The organism is Wenjunlia tyrosinilytica, assembly GCF_014646055.1.
Taxonomy (GTDB): Bacteria; Actinomycetota; Actinomycetes; order Streptomycetales; family Streptomycetaceae; genus Wenjunlia; species Wenjunlia tyrosinilytica.
In genome coordinates this window covers 168,683-189,152 of sequence record NZ_BMMS01000017.1, presented here as the reverse complement: position 1 = coordinate 189,152, position 20,470 = coordinate 168,683, and the positions used below count along the sequence as shown (strand labels likewise).

At 70.3% G+C, this 20,470-nt stretch carries 18 protein-coding genes and 2 riboswitches; of the genes, 7 read left to right on the top strand and 11 right to left on the bottom strand.

Annotated features, from left to right (window positions below; all coding sequences use genetic code 11):
* Positions 1-21 precede the first annotated feature (21 nt).
* A complete protein-coding gene (locus IEY86_RS20510) occupies positions 22-1,665 on the bottom strand; it encodes an FAD-dependent monooxygenase (protein ID WP_189133227.1) in 1,644 nt (547 codons plus the stop codon).
* A 642-nt stretch (positions 1,666-2,307) separates the two neighbouring features.
* Between IEY86_RS20510 and IEY86_RS20505 the strand changes: the two genes are divergently transcribed.
* The 3 genes from IEY86_RS20505 to IEY86_RS20495 all read left to right on the top strand — a co-directional run bounded on the left by IEY86_RS20505 (position 2,308) and on the right by IEY86_RS20495 (position 5,668).
* Complete coding sequence (locus IEY86_RS20505) at positions 2,308-3,534, top strand: cytochrome P450 family protein (RefSeq protein WP_189133226.1); 1,227 nt, start codon at positions 2,308-2,310, stop codon at positions 3,532-3,534.
* 136 nt (positions 3,535-3,670) lie between these two features.
* The gene (locus IEY86_RS20500) at positions 3,671-4,903 is read left to right on the top strand and encodes a cytochrome P450 (RefSeq protein ID WP_189133225.1); all 1,233 of its coding nucleotides are present in this window, start codon (positions 3,671-3,673) and stop codon (positions 4,901-4,903) included.
* Positions 4,904-5,047: 144 nt separating this feature from the next.
* A complete protein-coding gene (locus tag IEY86_RS20495; RefSeq protein ID WP_189133224.1) occupies positions 5,048-5,668 on the top strand; it encodes an ester cyclase in 621 nt (206 codons plus the stop codon).
* 48 nt (positions 5,669-5,716) lie between these two features.
* Here IEY86_RS20495 and IEY86_RS20490 read toward each other — a convergent pair whose 3' ends face one another.
* The 6 genes from IEY86_RS20490 to IEY86_RS20465 form a co-directional block, all read right to left on the bottom strand.
* Positions 5,717-6,619 carry an ABC transporter ATP-binding protein gene (locus tag IEY86_RS20490; RefSeq protein ID WP_229698618.1) on the bottom strand — a complete coding sequence of 301 codons (903 nt, stop codon included), beginning with the start codon at positions 6,617-6,619 and terminating at the stop codon, positions 5,717-5,719.
* Positions 6,616-7,614 (bottom strand): ABC transporter ATP-binding protein, encoded by a 999-nt coding sequence (locus tag IEY86_RS20485; protein WP_373287060.1) that lies wholly within the window; start codon positions 7,612-7,614, stop codon positions 6,616-6,618. Before IEY86_RS20485 ends, IEY86_RS20490 begins: the two co-directional genes overlap by 4 nt.
* Complete coding sequence (locus IEY86_RS20480; protein WP_189133222.1) at positions 7,614-8,528, bottom strand: ABC transporter permease; 915 nt, start codon at positions 8,526-8,528, stop codon at positions 7,614-7,616. Before IEY86_RS20480 ends, IEY86_RS20485 begins: the two co-directional genes overlap by 1 nt.
* The gene (locus tag IEY86_RS20475; RefSeq protein ID WP_189133221.1) at positions 8,525-9,475 is read right to left on the bottom strand and encodes an ABC transporter permease; all 951 of its coding nucleotides are present in this window, start codon (positions 9,473-9,475) and stop codon (positions 8,525-8,527) included. Before IEY86_RS20475 ends, IEY86_RS20480 begins: the two co-directional genes overlap by 4 nt.
* A gap of 83 nt (positions 9,476-9,558) precedes the next feature.
* Positions 9,559-11,199, bottom strand: coding sequence for an ABC transporter substrate-binding protein (locus IEY86_RS20470; RefSeq protein WP_189133220.1), 1,641 nt, complete (start codon positions 11,197-11,199; stop codon positions 9,559-9,561).
* 100 nt (positions 11,200-11,299) lie between these two features.
* The gene (locus IEY86_RS20465; protein WP_229698617.1) at positions 11,300-12,511 is read right to left on the bottom strand and encodes a C45 family autoproteolytic acyltransferase/hydrolase; all 1,212 of its coding nucleotides are present in this window, start codon (positions 12,509-12,511) and stop codon (positions 11,300-11,302) included.
* Between the two features lie 109 nt (positions 12,512-12,620).
* Here IEY86_RS20465 and IEY86_RS20460 point away from each other — a divergent pair, with 109 nt between their 5' ends.
* Both IEY86_RS20460 and IEY86_RS20455 read left to right on the top strand, forming a co-directional pair.
* Complete coding sequence (locus tag IEY86_RS20460) at positions 12,621-13,517, top strand: MurR/RpiR family transcriptional regulator (protein WP_189133219.1); 897 nt, start codon at positions 12,621-12,623, stop codon at positions 13,515-13,517.
* Between the two features lie 169 nt (positions 13,518-13,686).
* A riboswitch (cyclic di-AMP (ydaO/yuaA leader) is annotated at positions 13,687-13,842 on the top strand.
* Between the two features lie 8 nt (positions 13,843-13,850).
* Positions 13,851-14,996 carry a C40 family peptidase gene (locus IEY86_RS20455; protein ID WP_189133218.1) on the top strand — a complete coding sequence of 382 codons (1,146 nt, stop codon included), beginning with the start codon at positions 13,851-13,853 and terminating at the stop codon, positions 14,994-14,996.
* Between the two features lie 235 nt (positions 14,997-15,231).
* On the opposite strand, the gene IEY86_RS20450 is transcribed toward IEY86_RS20455, so the two are convergent.
* Together IEY86_RS20450 and IEY86_RS20445 are read right to left on the bottom strand one after the other, a co-directional pair.
* A complete protein-coding gene (locus IEY86_RS20450) occupies positions 15,232-16,098 on the bottom strand; it encodes an MBL fold metallo-hydrolase (RefSeq protein ID WP_189133217.1) in 867 nt (288 codons plus the stop codon).
* 24 nt (positions 16,099-16,122) lie between these two features.
* A riboswitch (guanidine-III (ykkC-III) riboswitch) is annotated at positions 16,123-16,192 on the bottom strand.
* Positions 16,193-16,373: 181 nt separating this feature from the next.
* Positions 16,374-17,135 carry a LysR substrate-binding domain-containing protein gene (locus IEY86_RS20445; protein ID WP_189133216.1) on the bottom strand — a complete coding sequence of 254 codons (762 nt, stop codon included), beginning with the start codon at positions 17,133-17,135 and terminating at the stop codon, positions 16,374-16,376.
* Positions 17,136-17,193: 58 nt separating this feature from the next.
* Between IEY86_RS20445 and IEY86_RS20440 the strand changes: the two genes are divergently transcribed.
* The gene (locus IEY86_RS20440) at positions 17,194-17,574 is read left to right on the top strand and encodes a DUF5997 family protein (RefSeq protein ID WP_189133215.1); all 381 of its coding nucleotides are present in this window, start codon (positions 17,194-17,196) and stop codon (positions 17,572-17,574) included.
* Here the strand turns inward: IEY86_RS20440 and IEY86_RS20435 are convergent.
* Positions 17,571-18,455, bottom strand: a complete 885-nt coding sequence (locus IEY86_RS20435) for a LysR family transcriptional regulator (RefSeq protein ID WP_189133214.1) — start codon at positions 18,453-18,455, stop codon at positions 17,571-17,573. The genes IEY86_RS20440 and IEY86_RS20435 overlap by 4 nt on opposite strands.
* A gap of 108 nt (positions 18,456-18,563) precedes the next feature.
* Between IEY86_RS20435 and IEY86_RS20430 the strand changes: the two genes are divergently transcribed.
* Complete coding sequence (locus tag IEY86_RS20430; RefSeq protein ID WP_189133213.1) at positions 18,564-19,466, top strand: MBL fold metallo-hydrolase; 903 nt, start codon at positions 18,564-18,566, stop codon at positions 19,464-19,466.
* A 298-nt stretch (positions 19,467-19,764) separates the two neighbouring features.
* On the opposite strand, the gene IEY86_RS36605 is transcribed toward IEY86_RS20430, so the two are convergent.
* Complete coding sequence (locus IEY86_RS36605) at positions 19,765-20,340, bottom strand: lytic polysaccharide monooxygenase auxiliary activity family 9 protein (protein WP_229698616.1); 576 nt, start codon at positions 20,338-20,340, stop codon at positions 19,765-19,767.
* Positions 20,341-20,470 lie beyond the last annotated feature (130 nt).

Below are 20,470 nucleotides of genomic sequence, written 5' to 3'. Positions count from 1 at the left end.
CCCCGGCCGCCGCGCGGGTGATCACCTCGTGAGCCCGCCTGCTGCCGCCCCGGTGCTGTCCGGGCCCGACTCGGGTCGGGACCGGGGTACGGGCTCCGGGTCCGACGCCGGACCCGGCGCCCGACCTGGCGCCGGACCGGGCTCCTGTACGGGCTCCTGCACCGGCACCGGCGTGGGGCTGCCGCACCACGTGGTCAGCGCCGTGCGCAAGCCCACGACGTCCGAAGGGGCCCCGGCCCAGGCGCAGTACCCGTCCGGCCGCACCAGCACCCCGTCATGCCGGGAGAATTCGGACCCGCCGGTGATTCGGGCGGCCACCGCCGCCACACGATCTCCCCACGGTGCCGCGGCCTCGGCGAGCCGGCCGCCGGGACTCTGGTCGACCAGCACGAAGGGGGCGCTGCGGAACCGGTCGAAGAGGTGCTCCATGGCACCGCCGGGGCCGGTCATGGCCAGGTTCGGCACACGACGGCCGATCAGGGACCCCCGTCCGCCTCCGGTCGGGGGATAGGCCACGGCGATGTTGGAGACATGCCGGGCGAGGCGGTCGTTGAGGGCGCGGCGGCCCATGAGGAGCGGCACCAGCCTGGCACGCAGCCGCCTCGGCAGCGGGTGGGGGTGCATCGAGACACGCATCACCCGGTCGGTCACCTTCAGGGTCCGCTCGGCGACCGGCCTGCGTTCCCGCTCATAGGTGTCCAGCAGGGACGGCGCGGCCCGGCCGCGCACGACGGCGGCGAGTTTCCAGCCGAGGTTCATCGCGTCCTGGATGCTGAGGTTCATCCCCTGGGCGCCGATCGGCGGGTGCACATGGGCGGCGTCACCGCCCAGCAGAATCCGGCCGGCGCGGTAGGTGGTGGCGATGCGGCGCTGGAAGGCGAAACGGGAACCCGTGTGGGAGGGGTCGTGCGGCCCGAGCTCATAGCCGATGATCTTCTTCAACGCCTCGGCCATCTCATCGACGCAGACGGGTTTGCCGGGCAGGTGCGGGTGCGGATTGACCACACCCATGCGCCACACGCCCGTACCGAAGTCGATCGCCACGACCATGCCGTGCTCGTTGACCTTGACGAGCATCCCGTCGGGGGCCGGCCGGGTGAGTCTGACGTCGCCGAGGAAGACGTCCCAGGGGAAGGTCACGCCAGGGAAGCCGATGCCGGCCTGCTCACGGACAGTGCTGTGCACGCCGTCGAAGCCGACCAGCCAGGCGGCCCGGCGCTCCCCGGCACCCTCCGGCCCCTCGACCCGCACGGTAACGCCCTCGCTGTCCTGTCCGACGTCGAGCACGGCGACACCGCGCTCGACGCGCACACCGAGTTCGCGTGCGTGGTCTTCGAGGATGTTCTCGGTGACGTGCTGCGGGCAGACGCTGAGCTGGCGGAACTCGGTGTCCAGTCGGCGCAGGTCGAGGCGGGCCCCACCGGGCTCGAGCTGGATGTGGTCGTGGGGGTTGCTGCGGTCGAGGAACTCGTCGGTCAGCCCGCGCATGGCGAGCAGTTCGAGGCTGCGGGCCTGCAGACCGCTGGCGCGCGAGAGCGGGGAGGGGTGCGTGCGCCGCTCCAGGAGGGTGCAGCGCACGCCGGCGAGCGCGAGCTCACACGCGAGTAACAGTCCGCCGGGGCCTGCTCCTGCCACGAGTACGTCGGGATTCGAGGTGTCGGTCATGAGTCGTCCCTTCAAGGGCTGTTGCGGTCGAGTCTGCGGGTGCTCGGGTGCTCGGGTGCTCGGGTGCTCGGGTGGGGCGTGTGGTTCGTGGTGTGCGCGCTTGCGGCGCGGTGAGTCCTCCGGGCGTGCGACGCCGACGGTCGGCCGAGTCGACCGAGGTGTGCGCTGCTCGCGGTTACCGGTGGTGGATCGAGCGTGCGCCGTTCAGGTGCCCGCGGGGGCGTGAGAGGTGCGCTGTTCGGATACTCGCGGTGCCTTGCGATGCGCCATATCGGTGGCCGTGTGCCAGGCGGAATCGGAGGTGCGCCTGAAGCGGCTTGTGACCAGTCTTCGGTCCAGCGGGCGCAGCGGTCCCCCCGGGACGCGGCTGCGGCACGAGAAATTCAACATATGAAGAATTGCACCTAATCCCCGAAAGGGCAATTCGTCCTCGGGGCGGGTTTGCGACACGGTCGCCGAACCCTGGCAGACTCCTGCCCCGCCGCCGCTCTTGACGGCGTGTGTGGATGCCGTAGCCTGCTGAGCCAGGGGAATTCACCGACCGTTGAAGTGCCTGCTCGGGTGGTGCGTTTCGGCCACCCAGCACAGGAGCGTCCGCCGCGCCGAGCCCGGGATCTCGGGCGTTTGACGAAGGGATCTTTTGTGGTCACCCAGAAGGCAGCCGAGAGCGAATTACAGCCAGTCCCCGTACCACCCGACTTCGGGAACAACCCCCATCCGTTTCTGGCCAGCCTCCGCGAACTCGGAGCCGCCGTCCCGGTCGTCCTGCCCGACGGCACCCCCTCGTGGTGGATCACTCGGTACGACGCCGTGGACGCGGCACTCAACGACCACGCCAGGTTCAGCAACGAGGTCCATCACGCGGTCGGGCGCGAGGAGATCAAGAACAGCCAGGCGCTGATCCGCAAGGACCCGATGCTGCGCCTGGTGATGATCAACCGGGATCCCCCCGACCACACCCGTATGCGCAAGCTGGTCGTGCAGGCATTCAACGCCCGCGCCGTGGACAATCTCAGGCCACGTCTGGAACGCCTCGCCGAGTCGCTGTTCGACGGGATGTCCACCGAGGACGAGGTCGAGCTCGTCGAGCGGTTCGCCTTTCCGTTCCCGGTGGGGGTCATCTGCGAACTGCTCGGCATTCCGCACGAGGACAGCAACCACTTCGGCGGGCTGGTCACCCAACTCGTGGGAGCCGGCAAGCCCGAGGACGCCCTGTCGGCCATCCGGCAGCTCAAGGACTTCATGGCGGCCAAGCTCGAGGAGAAGCGCGCCGCGCCCGGCGACGACGTGCTCAGCGGGCTCGTCGAGGCCGCCGACGAGCACAACCTCCTGAGCGAGGACGAACTGCCCGCCCACGCCCTGCAGTTGCTCACGGCAGGGCATGAGACGAGCATCTACCTCATCAGCGGCGGCATGTTCCGGCTGCTCCAGCACCCGGACCAGCTCGCGGCCCTGAAGAAGGATCCGGGCCTGCTCGCCGGTGCCATCGACGAGCTGCTGCGCTTCGACCCTCCGCCCATCCCCGGGGTGTTCCGCTACGCCACCGAGGACGTCGAGGTCGACGGCGTCACCGTCCCCAAGGGGTCGCTGGTCATCCTCTGCCTCGCCTCGGCCAACCGGGACTCCACCAAGTTCGAGGACCCCGACCGGCTGGACATCCTGCGCCGCCAGAATCCGCATCTGGCCTTCGGCAATGGCATCCACTACTGCCTCGGGGCACGTCTCGCGCGGCTCGAAGGCACCATCGCGCTGGGCGGACTGCTGCGGCGCTTCCCGGACATCGGCCTCGCGGTGCCCCCGGAGGAGATCCGGTGGCGGCCGCTGCACTTCCTCCAGCGGCTGGACAGGCTCCCCGTCCGTCTGAGGTGAGACGGCCCGCCCCGCCCGTGCGCGCAGCACGAGTGAGCCCCCGGCCGCAGCGGGCCGGGGGCGCGGCAGTCTCCCCCCTTCGCCGTTCACCCGGCCGTTCACCGCTTGTCCGCCCGGCACGACAAGGAGCGACCTCATGACGCAGACCGACTCCCCGGTGGAGGCCGAAGCGTTACCCGACTACCCATGGATCGGCCACAACCGGGAGTGCCCCCTCGACCCGCCCCCGCTGATCGGCAGACTCCGCGCCGACAAGCCCGTGGCACCGGTCAGGATGTCCCAGGGCATGGACGCCTGGCTGGTCACCCGGTACGAGGACGTCAAGGCGGTACTCGCCGACCGCCGGTTCAGCGCGGACCGCCGCCGTCCCAACTTCCCGCACGTCGGCCCGCCCCGCCCGGTGCCCCCGGGCAACTTCGTCCACATCGACCCGCCCGACCACACCCGTCTGCGGCGGCTGGTCTCGCGCACCTTCACCGTCAAGACCGTGGAGTCGCTGCGGCCGCGCATCCAGGAGTTCACCGAGCAGCTCGTGGAGCGGATCGCCGACGGTCCTGCTCCGGCCGACTTGAAGGAGGGCCTGGCACATCCCCTTCCGGTGAAGGTCATCAGTGAGCTGATCGGCATACCGCACGCGGACGCCTCCTTCTTCACCGAGGCCACCAAGGTCTTCATGCCGACCGACACCCCGATCGAGCGGGCACGCGAGAAGGTCATGGAGGTCCGCGAGTACGTCGACGCTCTGGCGAAGCGGAAGAAGGCGGACCCGGCCGACGACCTGATGAGCCGCCTGGCGCTGGAACGTGAGGCGCACGGCGAGTGCACCCACGACGAACTGGTCGGTCTGAGCCTCGTCCTGATGTTCGGCGGATACGAGACCACGTCCAATATGATCGGCCTGGCCCTGCTCCTCCTGCTGGTCCACCCCGAGCAGCTCGCCCGGGTCCGCGAGGACCCGGAGCTGGTCAAGCCGGCGGTGGAGGAGGTGATGCGGTACATCACCGTCGTCCACACCGGTCTGCCGCGCCTCGCCACCGAGGACGTCGAGATCGGCGGGCAGCTGATCCGCGCGGGCGAGGGCGTCATTGCCTCGCTGGCCTCCGCCAACCGGGACGAGCGGGCCTTCGCCTGTCCCGAGCAGTTCGACATCGACCGGTTCGACGGGCAGCGTGAGGCCCACCACCTCGGCTTCGGCTACGGCATCCACCAGTGCATCGGCCAGATGCTGGCCAGAGTGCAGCTGCGGGCGGCGGTGGAGACGCTGCTTCGGCGCCTCCCGGAGCTGCGCCTGGCCGTGCCGTTCGAGCAGGTGCCCTTCCGGCACGACATGTTCCTCTACGGCGTGCACAGCCTGCCGGTCACCTGGTGACCGGGTGGCGATGGCGGTTCGGCAGTCATGAGTGATGTTCATGATCTCTGTCAAAAGCTTGCATTGGACTTATGAGTTCCCGACCAAGAGCATGAGTGGAGAGGGGCCGGTGCCCCACATCCTCAGCCACAGGGAGCAATCGTCATGGTCAAAACGCGAGCCGCCGCCGCTGCTCTGGTCGCCGCCGCATTCCTCGGAGTCGGCGTGACCGCCGCCAGCGGCCACGAGTCCACCAGCGCACCGCGGGACGGGGCGGCGGCCGGCCGGACCGGGTGGGAGTGGCAGCTCGTCGACCACTCACCCGGCGTCGTGCAGCCGAAGTCCCTCACCGTCGACCGCTCGATCGGCGAGCACCGCGCGCGCCGGACGGTGCGTGCCGCCCAGTACTTCGACACGTTCTGGAACACCGGGGACAAGACCTATCTGGACCGTGCCATCAGCCCCGACTTCACCGACCTGACCCTTCCGCCCGGCCGGCCGCAGGGCCCCGAAGGCCCCGTGTTCGCCTCCCGCGCCTTCCGGGCGGCGGTGCCCGACCTGTCGGTGGAGATCACCGAACTGATAGTGGGCCGCGACAAGGTCACCACCAGGCTCCACCTGCACGGCCACTTCACCGGCACGTTCCAGGGCGTCGAGGGCAAGGGCCAGGTCGTCGACTTCCCCGCGATCGACGTCCTCACCGTTGCCGACGGCCGCATCAGCACCAACGCCCATCTGGAGGACAACCTCACCTTCCTGAAGCAACTGGGCATCGTCAAGGACTGACCGGACATCGGTCACCCGGCGTCCGGTCACGCACCTCCGGGCGCCGCTCTAACCGCGGGCAGCCTCCACCTCCCGTCTCCTGGGCGACGCCTCGAGTTCGGCGGCCAACTCCCGCCTCAGCCGCACGACATCGGCCGGATCCCAGCCGGGCCGCGGGGCGGACTCGACCAGGAGCCGGGTGTAGGGGTGATGCGGACGCGCCAGGACGGACATGGTGCGGCCCTGCTCCACCGCGCGCCCGCGGTAGAGCACCAGCACATCGTCGGTGAGCTGCTGAACCACCGCCAGGTCATGGCTGACGAAGACCAGAGCGACCCCTTCCTCCTCACGCACCGCCGCGAGCAGTTGGAGGATCTGAGCCTGGATGGACACATCGAGTGCCGCGACGGCTTCGTCCAGGACGAGCACCCGCGGGCGGGCAGCCAGCGCCCTGGCGATGGCCAGGCGCTGGCGCTGCCCTCCCGACAGCTCGTGCGGGCGTGCCCCCGACTCGCGGGCGCCCAGCCCCACCTGCTCGAGCAACTCGCGCACGCGCCTGCCTCGTTCGGCGCGGTCCGCGGTGCCGTGCAGGCGCAGGACCGCGTCCAGGCACTGGGTGGCGGTCGGCCGTGGATCCATGGACAGATAGGGGTCCTGGAAGACCATCTGGATCTCGCGGGCGCGGCGCAGCCGTTCCGCACGGCCCCCGCCGCGGCCGGGGCGCAGGCCGTGCGGGCGGGCGTCGCGGGCCCGGCCGTCCACGCTGATCGTTCCGGAGTCGGGCCGCTCGAGGCCGACCAGCATGCGGGCGATGGTGGTCTTGCCCGAGCCCGACTCCCCGACCAGGGCGAGTGAGCCACCGGGAGGGACCGTGAAGCCGATGTCCTCGGCCGCGACGGTGCCGGCCCCGCGCCGGCCGGGCAGCGGGAACACCTTGGACAGGGCGTGGACTTCGAGCGCCGGCGCGGTCACGGGTGCACCTCTTGCGGGGATGTGGTGGGGAGGGATTCGGCGGGGTGCCGCTCCAGCAGACGGCATGCGGCCGAGCCGCCTTCGGCGGTGCGGGTGTGCACGGGCTGCCAGGTCTCGCACGCCGGTTCGGCGGCCGGGCAGCGGGCGGCGAACGGGCAGCCGGTGAACACGTCGCCGAGGGAGGGCGGCCGGCCGGGGATGGGCCGGACCGGCGTGTGATCCCCGAGTTTGGGGGTGCAGCCGAGCAGGGCCGCGGTGTAGGGGTGCCTGGGGGAGGAGAACAGGGTGTGCGCGGGGGCCTGCTCCACGACTTGGCCGGCGTACATCACGTACACGCGGTCGCAGTAGGCGGAGGCGAGGTGCAGATCGTGGGTGATGAACAGCAGGCCGAGGTCACGTCGGCGCTGGTGCTCGCGCAGGATGGCCAGGATCTCCGCCTGAGTGGTGACGTCGAGGGCGCTGGTCGCCTCGTCGGCGAGCAGGAGCTCCGGTTCCGCGGCCAGCGCGGAGGCGATGACGACACGTTGGAGCATTCCGCCGGACAGTTCGTGCGGGTACTGCCGCAGCCGCTGTTCGGGATGGGTGATGCCGACGGCCGTCAGCAGAGCGAGGGCCTGGCGTTCGGCCTGCCTGCTGCTGTGGCCGAGGGTGTGGACCATCCGTTCGGTCAGGAAGTCGCCGATGGTGCGTACGGGGTTCAGCGCCGCCCTGGGATCCTGGTGGATCATGGCCACCCGGCGCGAGCGCAGCTCCCGCAGGCGCGGGCCGTCCATGTCCAGGATGTCCTGTCCCTCCAGACGTACAGCGCCCCGCACCCGTGTGCCGTCGGGGAGCATCCGCAGGATGGTCTTGGCGGTGGTGGACTTGCCCGAGCCGGACTCGCCCACCAGGCCGACCACCTCGCCGGTGCCGACGCGCAGGTCGACCTGCCGCAGCACAGGGCGGCGGGTGGTCGCGGACGGCAGTTCGGCCGTCAGGTTCTCGATGTGCAGCATCAGCGTTCCCTCGCGCCGAGGCGGTCGGAGACCCGCACGCCGACGATGTTGAATGCGACCACGGTCAGGGCTATGGCGGTGCCGGGCACCAGCGCCGGCCACAGGGCCCCTTGGACGATGGCGGCCTGCCCCTCCTTGACCATCAGCCCCCATTCGGAGCTGGGCGGCTGGGCGCCGAAGCCGAGATAGCTGAGTGTGGTCATTCCCATCAGCACCTCACCGAACATCAGGACGAGATAGCCGAGCAGCGCGGCGGCCAGGTTGGGAAGCAGATGCCGTACGCAGATGGAGAATCCGCTCACTCCCTGCACCCGGTAGGCGTCGATGTAGGGCTTGGCGCGTTCCGACAGCGCGATGCTGCGGGTGTACTTGGCGATGACCGGCGAGTAGGCCAGGGCGAGCGCCACCACGGCTGTGGTGAGACCGTCGCCGAACACGGCGATGATCAGGACCACGAACAGCAGCCCGGGGAAGGCGAACATCACATCGGTCACCCGGGAGACCAGGGCGTCGGTCCACCCTCCCCGCCACGCGGCGAGGGTGCCCAGCGCGACACCGATCACCGCGGCGCACAGCAGCAGGGCCAGCGGTGCGACCAGGCTCGTCCGGGCGCCGAACAGCACCCGGGACAGCAGGTCGCGGCCGGACTGGTCGGTCCCCAGGAGGTGGACGCCGTCCGGCGGCGCGGACGAGGCGTTCAGGTCGATGGCCTGCGGATCCTGCGGGGCGATCAGCGGTGCCAGCAGAGCCGCCACAGTGGTCAGGGCCAGGAAGGCCGCGGCGACCGTGAACGGCAGGGGCCACGAGCGCACATGGCGAAGACCGGTGCGCAGGAGCCGGCCGCGGCCCGGGGGCGGCTCCGGTTGCGCCGAGCGCCTTCCCGGCGCCGGGGAGGTGGCTGTCTGGACTGTCATGCCGGACTCCTGTGAAGGCGCACCCGCGGGTCGAGGACGGGATGAACGAGGTCGACGGCCGTGGTGACGAGCATGTAGGCGAGCACCATCAGGAGCAGGACCGCCTGGGTGACGGGGAAGTCGTGCGTGTTGATCGCCCCGACGAGCAGCGATCCCATGCCGCTGATGCCGAACGCCGTCTCGATGACCACGGTCCCGGCGAACAGTCCGGCGGTGAGCAGTCCGCACATGGTGACGATGGGCGGCAGCGCGTTGCGCAGGACATGGCGGCGGACGACCTTGCCTTCGCTGAGCCCGGCGCTGCGGGCCGCGGTCACATGGTCCAGGGGGTACTGGTCGAGCATGCTCTGGCGTGTCACCCGGGTGACGACGGCCAGTTCGGCCATGGCCAGTGCGAAGGCGGGCAGAGTCAGGTGGTGCAGGCGGCCGATGAAGCCCTCTCCCGCGCCGCTGACCGGGAACCAGCCCAGTTGGACGGCGAAGAGGGCGACCAGGGCCAGTGCCTTGACGAACTTCGGGATCGACGACAGCAGGGTGGTGACGGCGACGATCGCCGAGTCCAGGCGGCCGCGGCGCACGGCGCTGAGGGCGCCGAGGGCGGTGCCCAGGACGACGAACAGGACGGAGGCGTAGACAACGAGGAACAACGTGGTCGGCAGGCGGGAGGCGATGAGGTGGGAGACCTGGTCGCTGTACTGGAGCGACCGCCCGAAGTCTCCTGTGGCGGCACCGCCGATCCAGTGCCCGTACTGGGACCACACGGGGTCGTTGAGATGGTAGGCGGCGCGGACCGCGGCGAGCTTCTCGGGCGTCGCGTCCTCCTGGCCGCCCACGAGGAAGGCCGCGGGGTCACCGGGGGCGGCGTAGATCGCCCCGAAGATGACGAGGGACGCCGCGAGGAGTGTGAGCACGAGTGTGAGGCTGGTACGCAGGGCGCGGACGGCCATGGAGTGTCCTCCTGAGGTTCTCCGGCGGCCGCGCGGTGGGAGTCCCGCCGCGCGGCCGCCGGTCGGACAGTGAGGGAGCCGGCTCAGCGCTTGGCGCCCAGGTCAGCCAGCCACGGGTAGGCGATGTAGGCCATCGAGGCCGGGGCGCCGGTGTATTCGCTGGAGGTGACCAGCACATTCGGCGCCTGGACCAGCGGGATCCACACGGCGTCCTCGCTGAACCGCCGCTCCGCGTCGATCAGCAGCCGGGCGCGTTCGGCGTCGTCGTTGGTGCGCAGCGCCTTGGTGACCACCCGGTCGTACTCCGGGGAGCTGTAGCCGACCCAGTTGTTGGGTGATCCGGTCAGGGCGTTGTCGTAGAAGCCGGCCGGGTCCGGCTTGGTGATGTACCAGTCGTCGGGGACCAGATCGACCTTACGGCGCAGCGCCTTGTCAGTGTAGAGGCTGGCGAAGTCCGCGCCGGACATCGTCCTCACCTCGGCCTTGAGGCCGATCTTCCTGGCCGCGTCCACGGTGGCGTTGGCAAGCAGGGTGCGCAGGGGAGTGCCGTCGCTGGCCACTACGAGGGCGGGCGGGGAGTCGACCCGGCCCACCAGCTTCCTGGCCTTCTCCAGATCGGCCTTGGTGGGCCGTTCGGGGGCACCGCTCAGTTTGTCGTAGGCGGCTTCGAAGGCCTTCTTCTCGTAGCCCCAGGCGCCGGGGCCCAGCGGGGTCCTCCACGGCTGGGCGAGTCCGCCGAATCCGGACTTGGCGATGCCCCGGCGGTCCAGGGCCAGCGACAGCGCCCGCCGCACGTTGGGGTCCTTCATACCGCCGCGCTCGGTCGGTATCAGGGTGAAGACACGGGTGGACTTGCCGTAGGCGACACGCAGTGCCTTCGACGACGCCAGAGGTGCGACGGCGGTCGTGGTGGTGATGTAGCTGCCGTCGGTGGTGCCGGTGACCAGGTTGTTCACCAGGGTGTTCTCGTTCTCGGCCCAGGTGAAGTCCGCGGACCGGACCAGGGGCTTGAGGTCCTTGTCCCAGTAGGCGCCGTAGCGGTCGAGGGTCACCTTGCTGCCGGACTGCCAGCTCTCGACCCGGTACGGCCCGGAGCAGGCGTCCTCGGTGCCGGGCGAGCCGTACTTGTCACCGGCGGCCCGCACCTTCTCACGGTTCAGGACGATGCCGCCGTTGCCGGCGAGTGCTTTGGTGAACAGCGCGTTGGGCTTCTTGAAGCGGATCGTGATCTGGCGCTCGCCGGTGCGCTTCATGCTCCGGACGTCTTCGTACTCGTCCGATTCGGTCATGCCCGCCGTGGCGTGGCGCTTGAGGCTCCACAGCACGTCGTCGGCGGTCATGGGCGAATTGTCGTGGAAGGTCACGTCCCCGCGCACGGTCAGCACGAGGGTGGTGGGATCGGTGTACTTCGCCGTCTCGGCGAGGAAGGGGCGCACCGACAGGTCCGGCTGCATCTGGAACAGCCGCTCGCAGACGTTGGCAAGAACGGTGTTGCCTCCGGTGTCCGCCTTGACGTCCAGGTCGAGGGATCTGGGTTCGGCGTCGAGCTGCCAGTGCACCTTGTCGACCGCGCTGTTGGGCTTGGCCGTGCGGTCGACGAGTGTGAGCCCGGCCGGGTCGACGTGGGGCTTGGCTTGGGTGGGGCGGGACTGCGAGCAGGCGGCCGTGGTCAGGCCGAGGAGTGCGCAGAGGGAGAGGGCGGTGAGAGTACGCGAGCGCGACATGGGGGCTCCGGGAGCGGACTGGTGGATGACTGGCACGGGACGGGCGCTTGGCACGGGTGGGTGCGGGTGCGCGCAGGGGCGGGTCCGGTCGGCCGCCGGGTCAGGAACTGGGACCGTCGTAGAGGTTCCAGGGCAGGCACTGGTACTCGTGGGAGCAGGGCGGGCCCGGGGTGAGGAGGTAGTCGCCCGTGGTGAGGTCGACGCAGCTCGACAGGAGTGTGGCCCACTGGCGGACCGCCGGCTTGCGGGGATCCGGGTGGGTGCACAGGGACTCGGGGTGCCCGAGGTGGTCGGACATGGCGGATCTGATCAGTTTGCGCGTCTCGTGGGGTGATGACGAGTCGCGGCAGCGGCGCAGACCCGACTCGGCTCGCGGAACGCGGATGAGGGAGTCGGGCGAGGCGGGGCGGTAGGTGGCGGCGATCTGCGGGGGCAGTGCGGCCTGGAAGTGGTTGCCGTGCACGAGCAGGCCGTCAGCGGGGTAGAGCCAGCCGTGGGGGCCGGGAGTGGTCTCCACATCGATCGCGAAGCCCGCGCGGTGGGTGAGCAGGGCATTGCTGGCAATGTGCGGCTGGGTGCGGATCAGTGTCCTCAGCGCGTCGGCGACGTTGGCGCTGTTGAGCACCTTGCGGCGGATGAACGTCTGCGGAACGCCGACGGCGCCGTCGAACCGGCCGCCGAGCCCGTTGGCGTTCAGGGCCAGGCCGGCCGAGTTGGCTCCCTGCCTGCCGATCTGGCCCGCTTCGAGGTGCATGACCACGGTCGGCTGTCCGGGCTGGACCACACGCAGCGCCATGACCGTGTCGCGGACGGCGTACCGCCAGTCCCAGTTCTGTCCGGCGTAGACATGGCCGTCGGCGGAGGCCTCGTCCATCAGCGCGAAGGAGGTGCACCCGTCGGGAGCCTCGTCGAAGTCCGCCGGGCAGTCGTCTTCGGAGTCGGCGGGGGAGCCCTCGCCGACGCCTGCGGGCACGGGCACGGGCGGGGACGGGCTCATCCCGGAGAAGGTGCTGTCGTAGATGATCTCCCCGCGGGCGTTGAGGGCGAGAATGTCCAGGGGGTGCAGCCCGGCGCCCTCGGCGATCCCGGTCATCTCCTCGACCAGGTCCGGGGCGAAGTCCCGGCAGGGCTCCATCCAGCGGGCGGCCCGGTCCGTGACCTGCGCCCAGGTCAGCCCACTGGCCTGACCGAACGCCTCGGTGTAGTAATCGACCGCGGCATGGATCAGAGGGCTTGCGCCCTCGCCGTACTGGCGGCCCCGCTCGCGGGGTGCGCCGTGGATCTCCAGAGCGAGAAGAGGGGCGGTGCTCACATGGTCTCCCAGGGACTGAACGCGTCAGTAACAGTCATTACCAAGTTGCTGTAATCTGTAATCCGCGTTGCGGCATCATGGATGCGTCTACACGTTGGAGTCAAGGCCTGTGACTGATGAACGCCTCAATCCCGCTCTGGACCGACTGCGGGCCGCCCTGCGGGACCACTGGGAGGAGATCTCGCCGGCCGAGCGCACGGTGGCCCAGTACCTCGCGCACTGCTCTCCCGAGCAGGTGCTCTTCGCCAGCGCGCAGGACCTCGGCACCGCCATAGGCACCAGCAGCGCCACCGTGGTGCGCACGCTGCAAAAGCTCGGGCTCGGCGGCCTGTCGGCGTTCAAAAGGGACGTCGCCGAGGACTTCAGCTCGGAGGTCGCCCCCGAGGTGCGGCTGCGGCAGCGGATCAGCAAGGTCGGCCACGACCTGAGCGGCATCCGCGAGCGCGTCTACGCCGAGGCGGCGGAGCGTGTGGAGCACGGCCGGACGCAGATCGACCTCGAGGCCTTCGACCATGCCGTCCATGTCGTCGCCGGGGCGGGGGAGGTGTTCGCCTACGGTGTCGGCGCCTCCGAACTGCCCGCGCGGCATCTGGCGCTCAAGCTGGGAAGGATGGGCCGCCGGGCCCGCTTCGTGGGAAGCACCGGCTTCACCTTGGCCGACGACCTGCTCGCCCTGAGCCGGGACGCCGTGGTGGTGGCCTACGTCCCCGGAAGGCTGCTGCGCGACCTGGAGGTCCTGCTGGAGCGGGCCAGGCTGGTGGGGGCGTCGGTGGTCGTGGTCACCGACGAACTCGCGCAGCGGCTTGCGGGCGACGCCGATGTCATCCTGTCCGCTCCGCACACTCCGACGGGGATCACCGCCGAGGCCCTGACCGGCATCGTCCTCACCGACGCGCTCCTGCTCGCTCTGGCGTCCCTGGACGAGACCCGGTCGGTGGAGTACTCCCACCAGCTGACCGTCCTTCGCGGCCGTCTGCTGGAGAACGGCAAGCCCCGTCGCCAATGAGCGCCGACGATCACGCGGTGCGGCATGTCAGGAAACGGAGGGATGTATTCACCCGGTGCCTCGAGATTGCTCCAACCTCACACCGGATCCGCCTTCCCATCGATCACAACGTTTGAGTAACGTGCTCGCTCAAGCGGTCGTCCCCCACACCGGCGAAAGACGTCGAGGTCGGCCGCCCGCGCCGAGTCCGGCCTGTCCGGAGCCGGGGACCCACGCATTCTGGGGTGAATCGGGTCCGGTCTTCCAGGCCGGGACCGTAGGGCAACCTTCCGACCCATCGGCCCGAACCCGACAGCTAACCCGGTAGGCGGTCCACGGAAGGAGCCGCCTGCATTGGCGACGCACCGCAAACCCCGCCCTGCCCTCTTCGCCTCACCGGGCACCCGCGCCGCTGCCGGGCTCACCACCGCCGCTCTCGCGACGGTCACCCTCCTCAGCGAGACGGCGAACGCCGCCCCCGCCAAGGCCACCGTCAAGGAGGTCAAGGCGCAGGTCGACGAGCTCTACCACCAGGCCGAAAGCGCCACTCAGCGCTACAACGGCGCCATGGAGAAGACGAAGGCGCAGCGCCAGAAGGTGAACCGCCTGCTCGACGAGGTGGCCGAGCAGGCCGACTCGCTCAACCAGGCCCGTCGCAAGCTCGGCGAATACGCGGCCGAGCAGTACCGCACCGGCGGGGTCGGCGCCACCGCCGAACTGCTGCTTGCCAAGGATCCCCAGGCCTACTTCGACCAGACGCACATCATGACTCGGCTGGGGAACAACCAGCGGCACGCCGTCGAGGACTTCCAGGACAAGCAGGCGAACACCGCGCGCAAGCGGCTGGAGGCATCCAGGAGCCTGGGGCGGCTGACCAAGGCGCAGCGCGAGCTGGCCGTGGAGAAGCGGACCGTCCAGGACAAGCTGGGCAAGGCGCGCAAGCTCCTGGCCCGGCTGACCGCCGAGGAACGGGCCCGGCTCAAGGAATTGGAGCGCAAGAAGGCCGCCGAAGCCCTGGAGCGCGCGAAGAAGCTCGAGCAGGAGCGCAAAGCGCGCGAGGCCGCCGAGAACAAGGCCCAGCAAAGCGGCGGCTCGGACTCCGGTTCGGGAGGCGGCACAGGGGACAGCGGTACCTCGGGCGGCAGCCAGACGACCCAGGCCGCCAAGGCCGTCGCGTTCGCCCGAGCACAGCTGGGCAAGCCCTATGTCTGGGGCGCCACGGGCCCCAACTCCTACGACTGCTCGGGACTGACCCAGGCGGCGTGGAAGGCCGCGGGCGTATCCCTGCCGCGCACGACCTGGGACCAGGTGAAGGCCGGCCGGCGGGTCTCGACGAGCCAACTGAAGCCCGGTGACCTGATCTTCTTCTACAACGACATCAGCCACGTCGGCATGTACATAGGCAACGGCCGGATGATCCACGCCCCCAAGCCGGGTGACACGGTGAAGATCGCACCCATCACGGAGATGCCCATCTACGGCAACGTCAGGCCCGCGTAGCCGGGACGGACGGACGGCGGCCCCGTCGTGCGGGGCCGCCGCCGCAATCCCGCCCCACCTCCATGGCCGAGGAAGCCCCCACCGACATCACCGAGGCACCGCGCGACCCGCCGACCCGCTGAGGGTCGCCGCACCGCCCACCCGCACATCGCGGTCCTCGCCCTTGACGTGTGCGGATCGTCGGGATCGAATAAGGCTGAGCCGAGGACGACGCGGGTCGATTCGTCCGGGCCGATCATGCGTCCGGGCAGATGACGAAGTCGGGGAAGGCACGCCGACTCGGACGGTCGCCCATCTCCCTGACGGCCGCCTGGATCTCGTGCAGGTGACCAGTCGTCATCTGCAGCGCAGGTTCGTCGGGCTGATACGTGGTGCGGATCGGGTAGTCCACCCCGGGCTGCCTGGTCATCTCGACATGGCACCCGAGCACGTGGGTGACCGGCCGGCTGCCCGAGAACTCGACAAGCCGGTCGATGGTGCGGGCGAAGGCCGGCCAGTCCTGGACGTAGAGCCGGCCGCGGTAGACCGTGTCACCGGTGAGCAGGAATCCGGTCCAACGGTCGTAGAACGTCACCGCCGCCTCATGGTGGCCCGGGGTGGCCAGGCACTCGAGCACCCTGCCCCCGAGGTCGACCTCCGCGACGGCGCCGGGGTCCTCGCCGAACCCGAAGTACTCCCAGGCCGTGGCCAGGTCCCCGCCGACGACCGTGGTGTCGGGGCGGTCGGCGAACTGGGCGTCGCCCGCGATGTGGTCGCCGTGCGCGTGGGTGTGCAGCACGAGCAGGTGGTACCCGACGCGGGGGTGCCTCGCCAGCCGGCGTTCGACCAGTTCGTCGACCACCCGGCGCAGGGGGAAGAACTCGGCGGACGCCGTGGCACCGGTGTCGATCAACACCGCCCGCTCATTGCCGAACAGCAGGAACATGAACGGCGCCTCGAAGTCGACCGCCTTGTTCTGCCGGAGGATGAAGGAGTGCTCGTCGTACTCATGGACCTGGATGTCCGGGTCGGTGTTGTGCTTGGCCGACGGCGATCCATGGATCCACCGCACATCCAGCGCACGGGGCCGGGGAACCCCGCCCGAGAAATCGATCGGAGCCATGCCCGCGTCCACGACGTCTCCTCGAGTGCGTCGTCTTGGCGGACCGGGTACGGCGCACATCTCGTCCGGGGCAGGCACACCTACGAGCCTCCACCGCCGAAATTACCACGCCGGTCGGCAGGGGCACCGGGACCCGACAGGCCGCCCCGGCGTCCCGCCGCCCTCGGTCGGCGGGACGCCGGGCCACTTGCCGGCGCCGCGGCCAAGGCGCTAGGTCGGCCCCCGGAAGGCGGGAAAGGTGGTGCGAGTGGCGAGGAGCCACGCGTCGTGGCCCGTCAGGACCGGCGGCGAGGTCTGCCGCGTTTGCCGGCGCCGGGGCGGCCGGAACCCTGCCGGGGGTTCTTGCCGGTCGGCTTGCCGGCTGAGGGCTTCTGCCGTGTCCCGCCCTTCTCGGGGCGCTTGCTCTTGGGCTGCGCCGGTGTCAGGGGGCGACCGCGGGTGCTGTTGACGGTCCGCCCGCGGACGATCCCGATGAATTCCTCCACCAGATCCGTGGTCCGGTCCTCCAGCCACGACAGTGCGATGCGTGACTGGGGACCATCCGTCATCGGCCGATATGTGAGGTCCTTGCGGTGGTGGAGGCGGGCGAGCGACTGCGGGACGACGAGGAGCCCCACTCCCGCCGCCACCAGCTCGATGGCGTCACCGGTCGTGGCCGGGCGCTCGTTCGCCGACTGTCCCGGCCGGTGCTCCCATTCGAGGGCGTCGTCGAGGGGGTGCATCACGATCTCGTCGGCCAGATCGTCGGCGGACACCTCTTCGACCGCCGCCACCACGTGGTCCTTGGGGACGACGACCACCGTGGTCTCGGTGTAGAGGGGGATCGCACTGAGCCCCGTCCGGTCGATCGGCAGCCGCACGAGACCCGCGTCGGCACCTCCGGCGCGCAAGAGGTCCGACGCTTCGGCGGCGGAGGCCGGAACAAGGGTCAGCGGGACCTCGGGCAGCCGCTCGTCCCAGGTCCGCAGCCATTTGGTGGGCGTCACGCCCGGGACGTACGCGAGCCGAAACGAAGGGGGTGCTTGCGAGCCTGTCACTTGGCCAGGCTACCGGTCGTGGTCGGAGGCACCGCACCCGCTCGATACCCTGGACACCATGACGTCGCACAAGACCGCCCAGACGATGAAGCCCGCGACCGCGGCGAAGAAACTGGGTGTGTACCTCGAGGCCACCCCCGCCGAGTTCCAGGAGGGTGTCGTCTCGCGCACCGAGTTGAGTGCGCTCCAGGCCGATCCGCCGGAGTGGCTGGTGGAACTGCGACGCGACGGCCCGCACCCCCGGCCGGTGGTCGCGGCCAAGCTGGGCGTCTCCATCTCGGGCCTCGCGCGGGGTGGGGTCACCGAGGCTCTCACCACGGACCAGATCGAGGCGTTGAAGGCGGAGCGTCCCGAGTGGCTCCAGCGTGAGCGTGCCATCCAGGCCGAGGTCCGGAAGGAAGCGGTGCGCATCAAGGACAAGAAGACGGAAACGGCCTAGGTGACGGTGCCGTCGCGGCGGTGGAGGGCCGCGGCGATGTGGATGAACGAGCGGATGAGCGGACCGGGTTCGGCGCTGTTCCAGGCGATGACGAGGTGACTCGGCGGTTTGTCGGTCAGGGGGACCGTTGTGAGGCCCTCGGGAAGGCCCACGCCGTCGCCGAGCGGTATCAGCCCCACGGTGCCGTTCCAGAGGACGGACTGCAGGCACTCGTGCGCCGTCCGTACGACCGGACCGTCACGATGGCGGCCGCTCTCCGCCGGTCCGCTCCAGAAGGCCTGCCACACCGGGTCCGTGCCCTCCGGCAGCCGGAACCATCGGCGGCCGGTGAGATCGTCCGAGCACAGGCTGTCGCGGTCGGCCAGCGGGTCGTCGACGCGGAGGACCACGCCGACGGGGTCCGAGCGCAGGACGCGGGTGGTGATGCCGGTGTCGTCGAACGGTGCTCGGGTCAGGGCCACGTCGACGAGGCCGGCCCGCAGTCCGGTGGTGGGGTCGGTCAGGTCGGCCTCGCGGATGCGGACGCGGACGCCGGGGTGGCGTTGCCGGTAGGCCGTGGCGAGTCGGGTGCCGACCTGCTCGGCGCTGTCGGCGAGGGTGCCGACGGTCAGGGTGTCGGCGCCGGCCGCCACCGCCACCCGGGCGCGCACCTCGTCCGCCTGCGCGAGCAGCGCGCGTGCCTCGTCGTAGAGCGAGATCCCGGCGGGGGTGAGGGCCACCCCGGTGGGGGAGCGGAGCAGCAAGGCGCAGCCGAGGTCGGTCTCCAGTTGCTTGACGGCCCGGCTCAGTGGGGGCTGGGTCATCCGCAGCCGCGCGGCGGCCCTGCCGAAGTGGAGTTCTTCAGCGACCGCCACGAAGTAGCGCAGTGTGCGTAGCTCCATCACCGGCAAGGATACCGGGACGGTATCGGCCGCACAGGATCGGTCTTGGACGCCTCGGGCGCCCTCGCGATGGAGTTGGGGCGTACCCGCAACGCTTACGGAGTCGCCATGGCCGAACACACGATGCCGGAACCCGTCGTCCACATCACGGGTGTACGGGAACTCGCCCATGACCTGGTGGTCATCCCGGAACGGCGGGTGCAACTCGTGCCGAACATCGGCGTCATCGGCGGGCAGCACTCCGTTCTGGTGGTCGAGACGGGCATGGGTCCTCGCAATGCCGAGAAGGTGCTGGAGTTCGCCAGGGACTACGCCAGGGGGCGCAAGCTGTATCTGACGACGACGCACTTTCACCCCGAGCACGCGTTCGGAGCGCAGGTCTTCGCGGGGGAGGCGACGTACCTGGTCAATCGGGACCAGGCCGAGGACCTGAAGGTGAAGGGCCCCGGCTACGCGGAGATGTTCAAGGAGCTCGGCGAACCGGTCGCACACCAGTTGGAGGGCGTCGAACTGGCGCGGGCCGACATCGTCTACGACCAGGCGTACGACCTCGATCTGGGCGGCCGGGTGGTGCGCCTGCGGGCCACCGGGCGGGCGCACAGCAAGGGCGACCAGGTGGTCGAGGTGCCGGACGCGGACGTTCTGTTCACGGGCGACCTCGTGGAAGCCGGGCAGTTCGCCATCTTCCCGTGGTTCCCTCCGTACGACACCGATGTCTCGGGCACCCGCTGGCTCGCGGTCATGGAACGCCTCGCAGCCGCGGGCCCCCGGGTGGTCGTGCCCGGCCACGGTGATGTCGGGGGCCCGCGGTTGCTGGCTGATGTCCGCGACTACCTCCGACTCCTCAGGGACGAGACCTGGGTCCGCCGCGATTCGGCGGTCGGCGAGCAGGCGATCGTCGAAGAGATCTCGGCGCTGATGATCCAGCGGCACCCGGACTGGGCAGGGCAGGAGTGGATCGAAAAGGGTGTCGGCTGCCTGTGCTCCGAGCATCGGGACGTCGCCCGGTGAGGGTACGGGTGCCGGTGGCGGCCGGGGAGCCGTCGGTCAGCGGTCGCCCACGCCGCCGCGTGGTACAGCGCCGCCGCCTCGCCGCGCGAGGCGACTCCCGACTTGGTCAGGATCTTCGCCACGTGGAACTTCACCGTGGACCGATCATCAGGATCTGAGCCGAGCGGCATGGATGTCCACGTGCCGTGCGTCGGCCGGGGGCATCCGCACGCGGGGCGCGGCGGCCGGTCGCAGGACTCGGCCGCCGCATGCCCAACGGCATCGGGACCCCGGGGCCGCCACGTGGTCCGGCACCGGGTCAGCGGTATTCGAGGTCGATGACCTGGTAGAAGGCGTTGCCCGTGTCGGCCACCTCCCACACGGCGAGCATCACCTGGTGGCCGGCGGGACGCTCGGGCAGGCGCATGATGTGTGTTGTCGGGTTCTCCGGCATGAGGTCGTCGCAGGACCAGTAGGGCTGGCAGGACAACTGGACGGAGTGGAAGGGCTCGCCCTCGAACTGGGCCCGGGTCAGGGGCGCGGACGGGTCCCAGCCGGGCCGGGTGAGGAAGTAGTTCCAACGGCGGGTCTTGTGCGGTGCGTGGAAGTTCCAGCTGATCTCAAGAGTCTGGCCCGCGTTGACCGGGTGCTTGGTCCAGTCGGTGCGTGGCTCGTCGAGCTTCATGGCGAAGTCCTTGCCGGCGCTGGCGATCCGGCCGTCCTCCGGCGGCTGCGCATTGACGGTGTCGTCAGGAGCGTAGGGGTCCCTGAGGCCCGCCTCCGTCGCTGGGAAGAACTTGCCCGCTTCCAGCCCGGCCGCCTGCCACGGCTCCAGGTAGATGTCGGCGCGGGACGGCGGCTCGCTCACCGATCCATGACGGGGTGCGTTGCTCACACTCTTCTCCAACCAGTCGAGGCGATGTGCGCCAAGAGTAATCACTTGGATGCGAAGAGTCGCTACCGCTGGTGGGCGTGCGTGTCGCCGTCCCCGAGGACGGCACCGTCCGCGACGCCGGGGCCGCGTG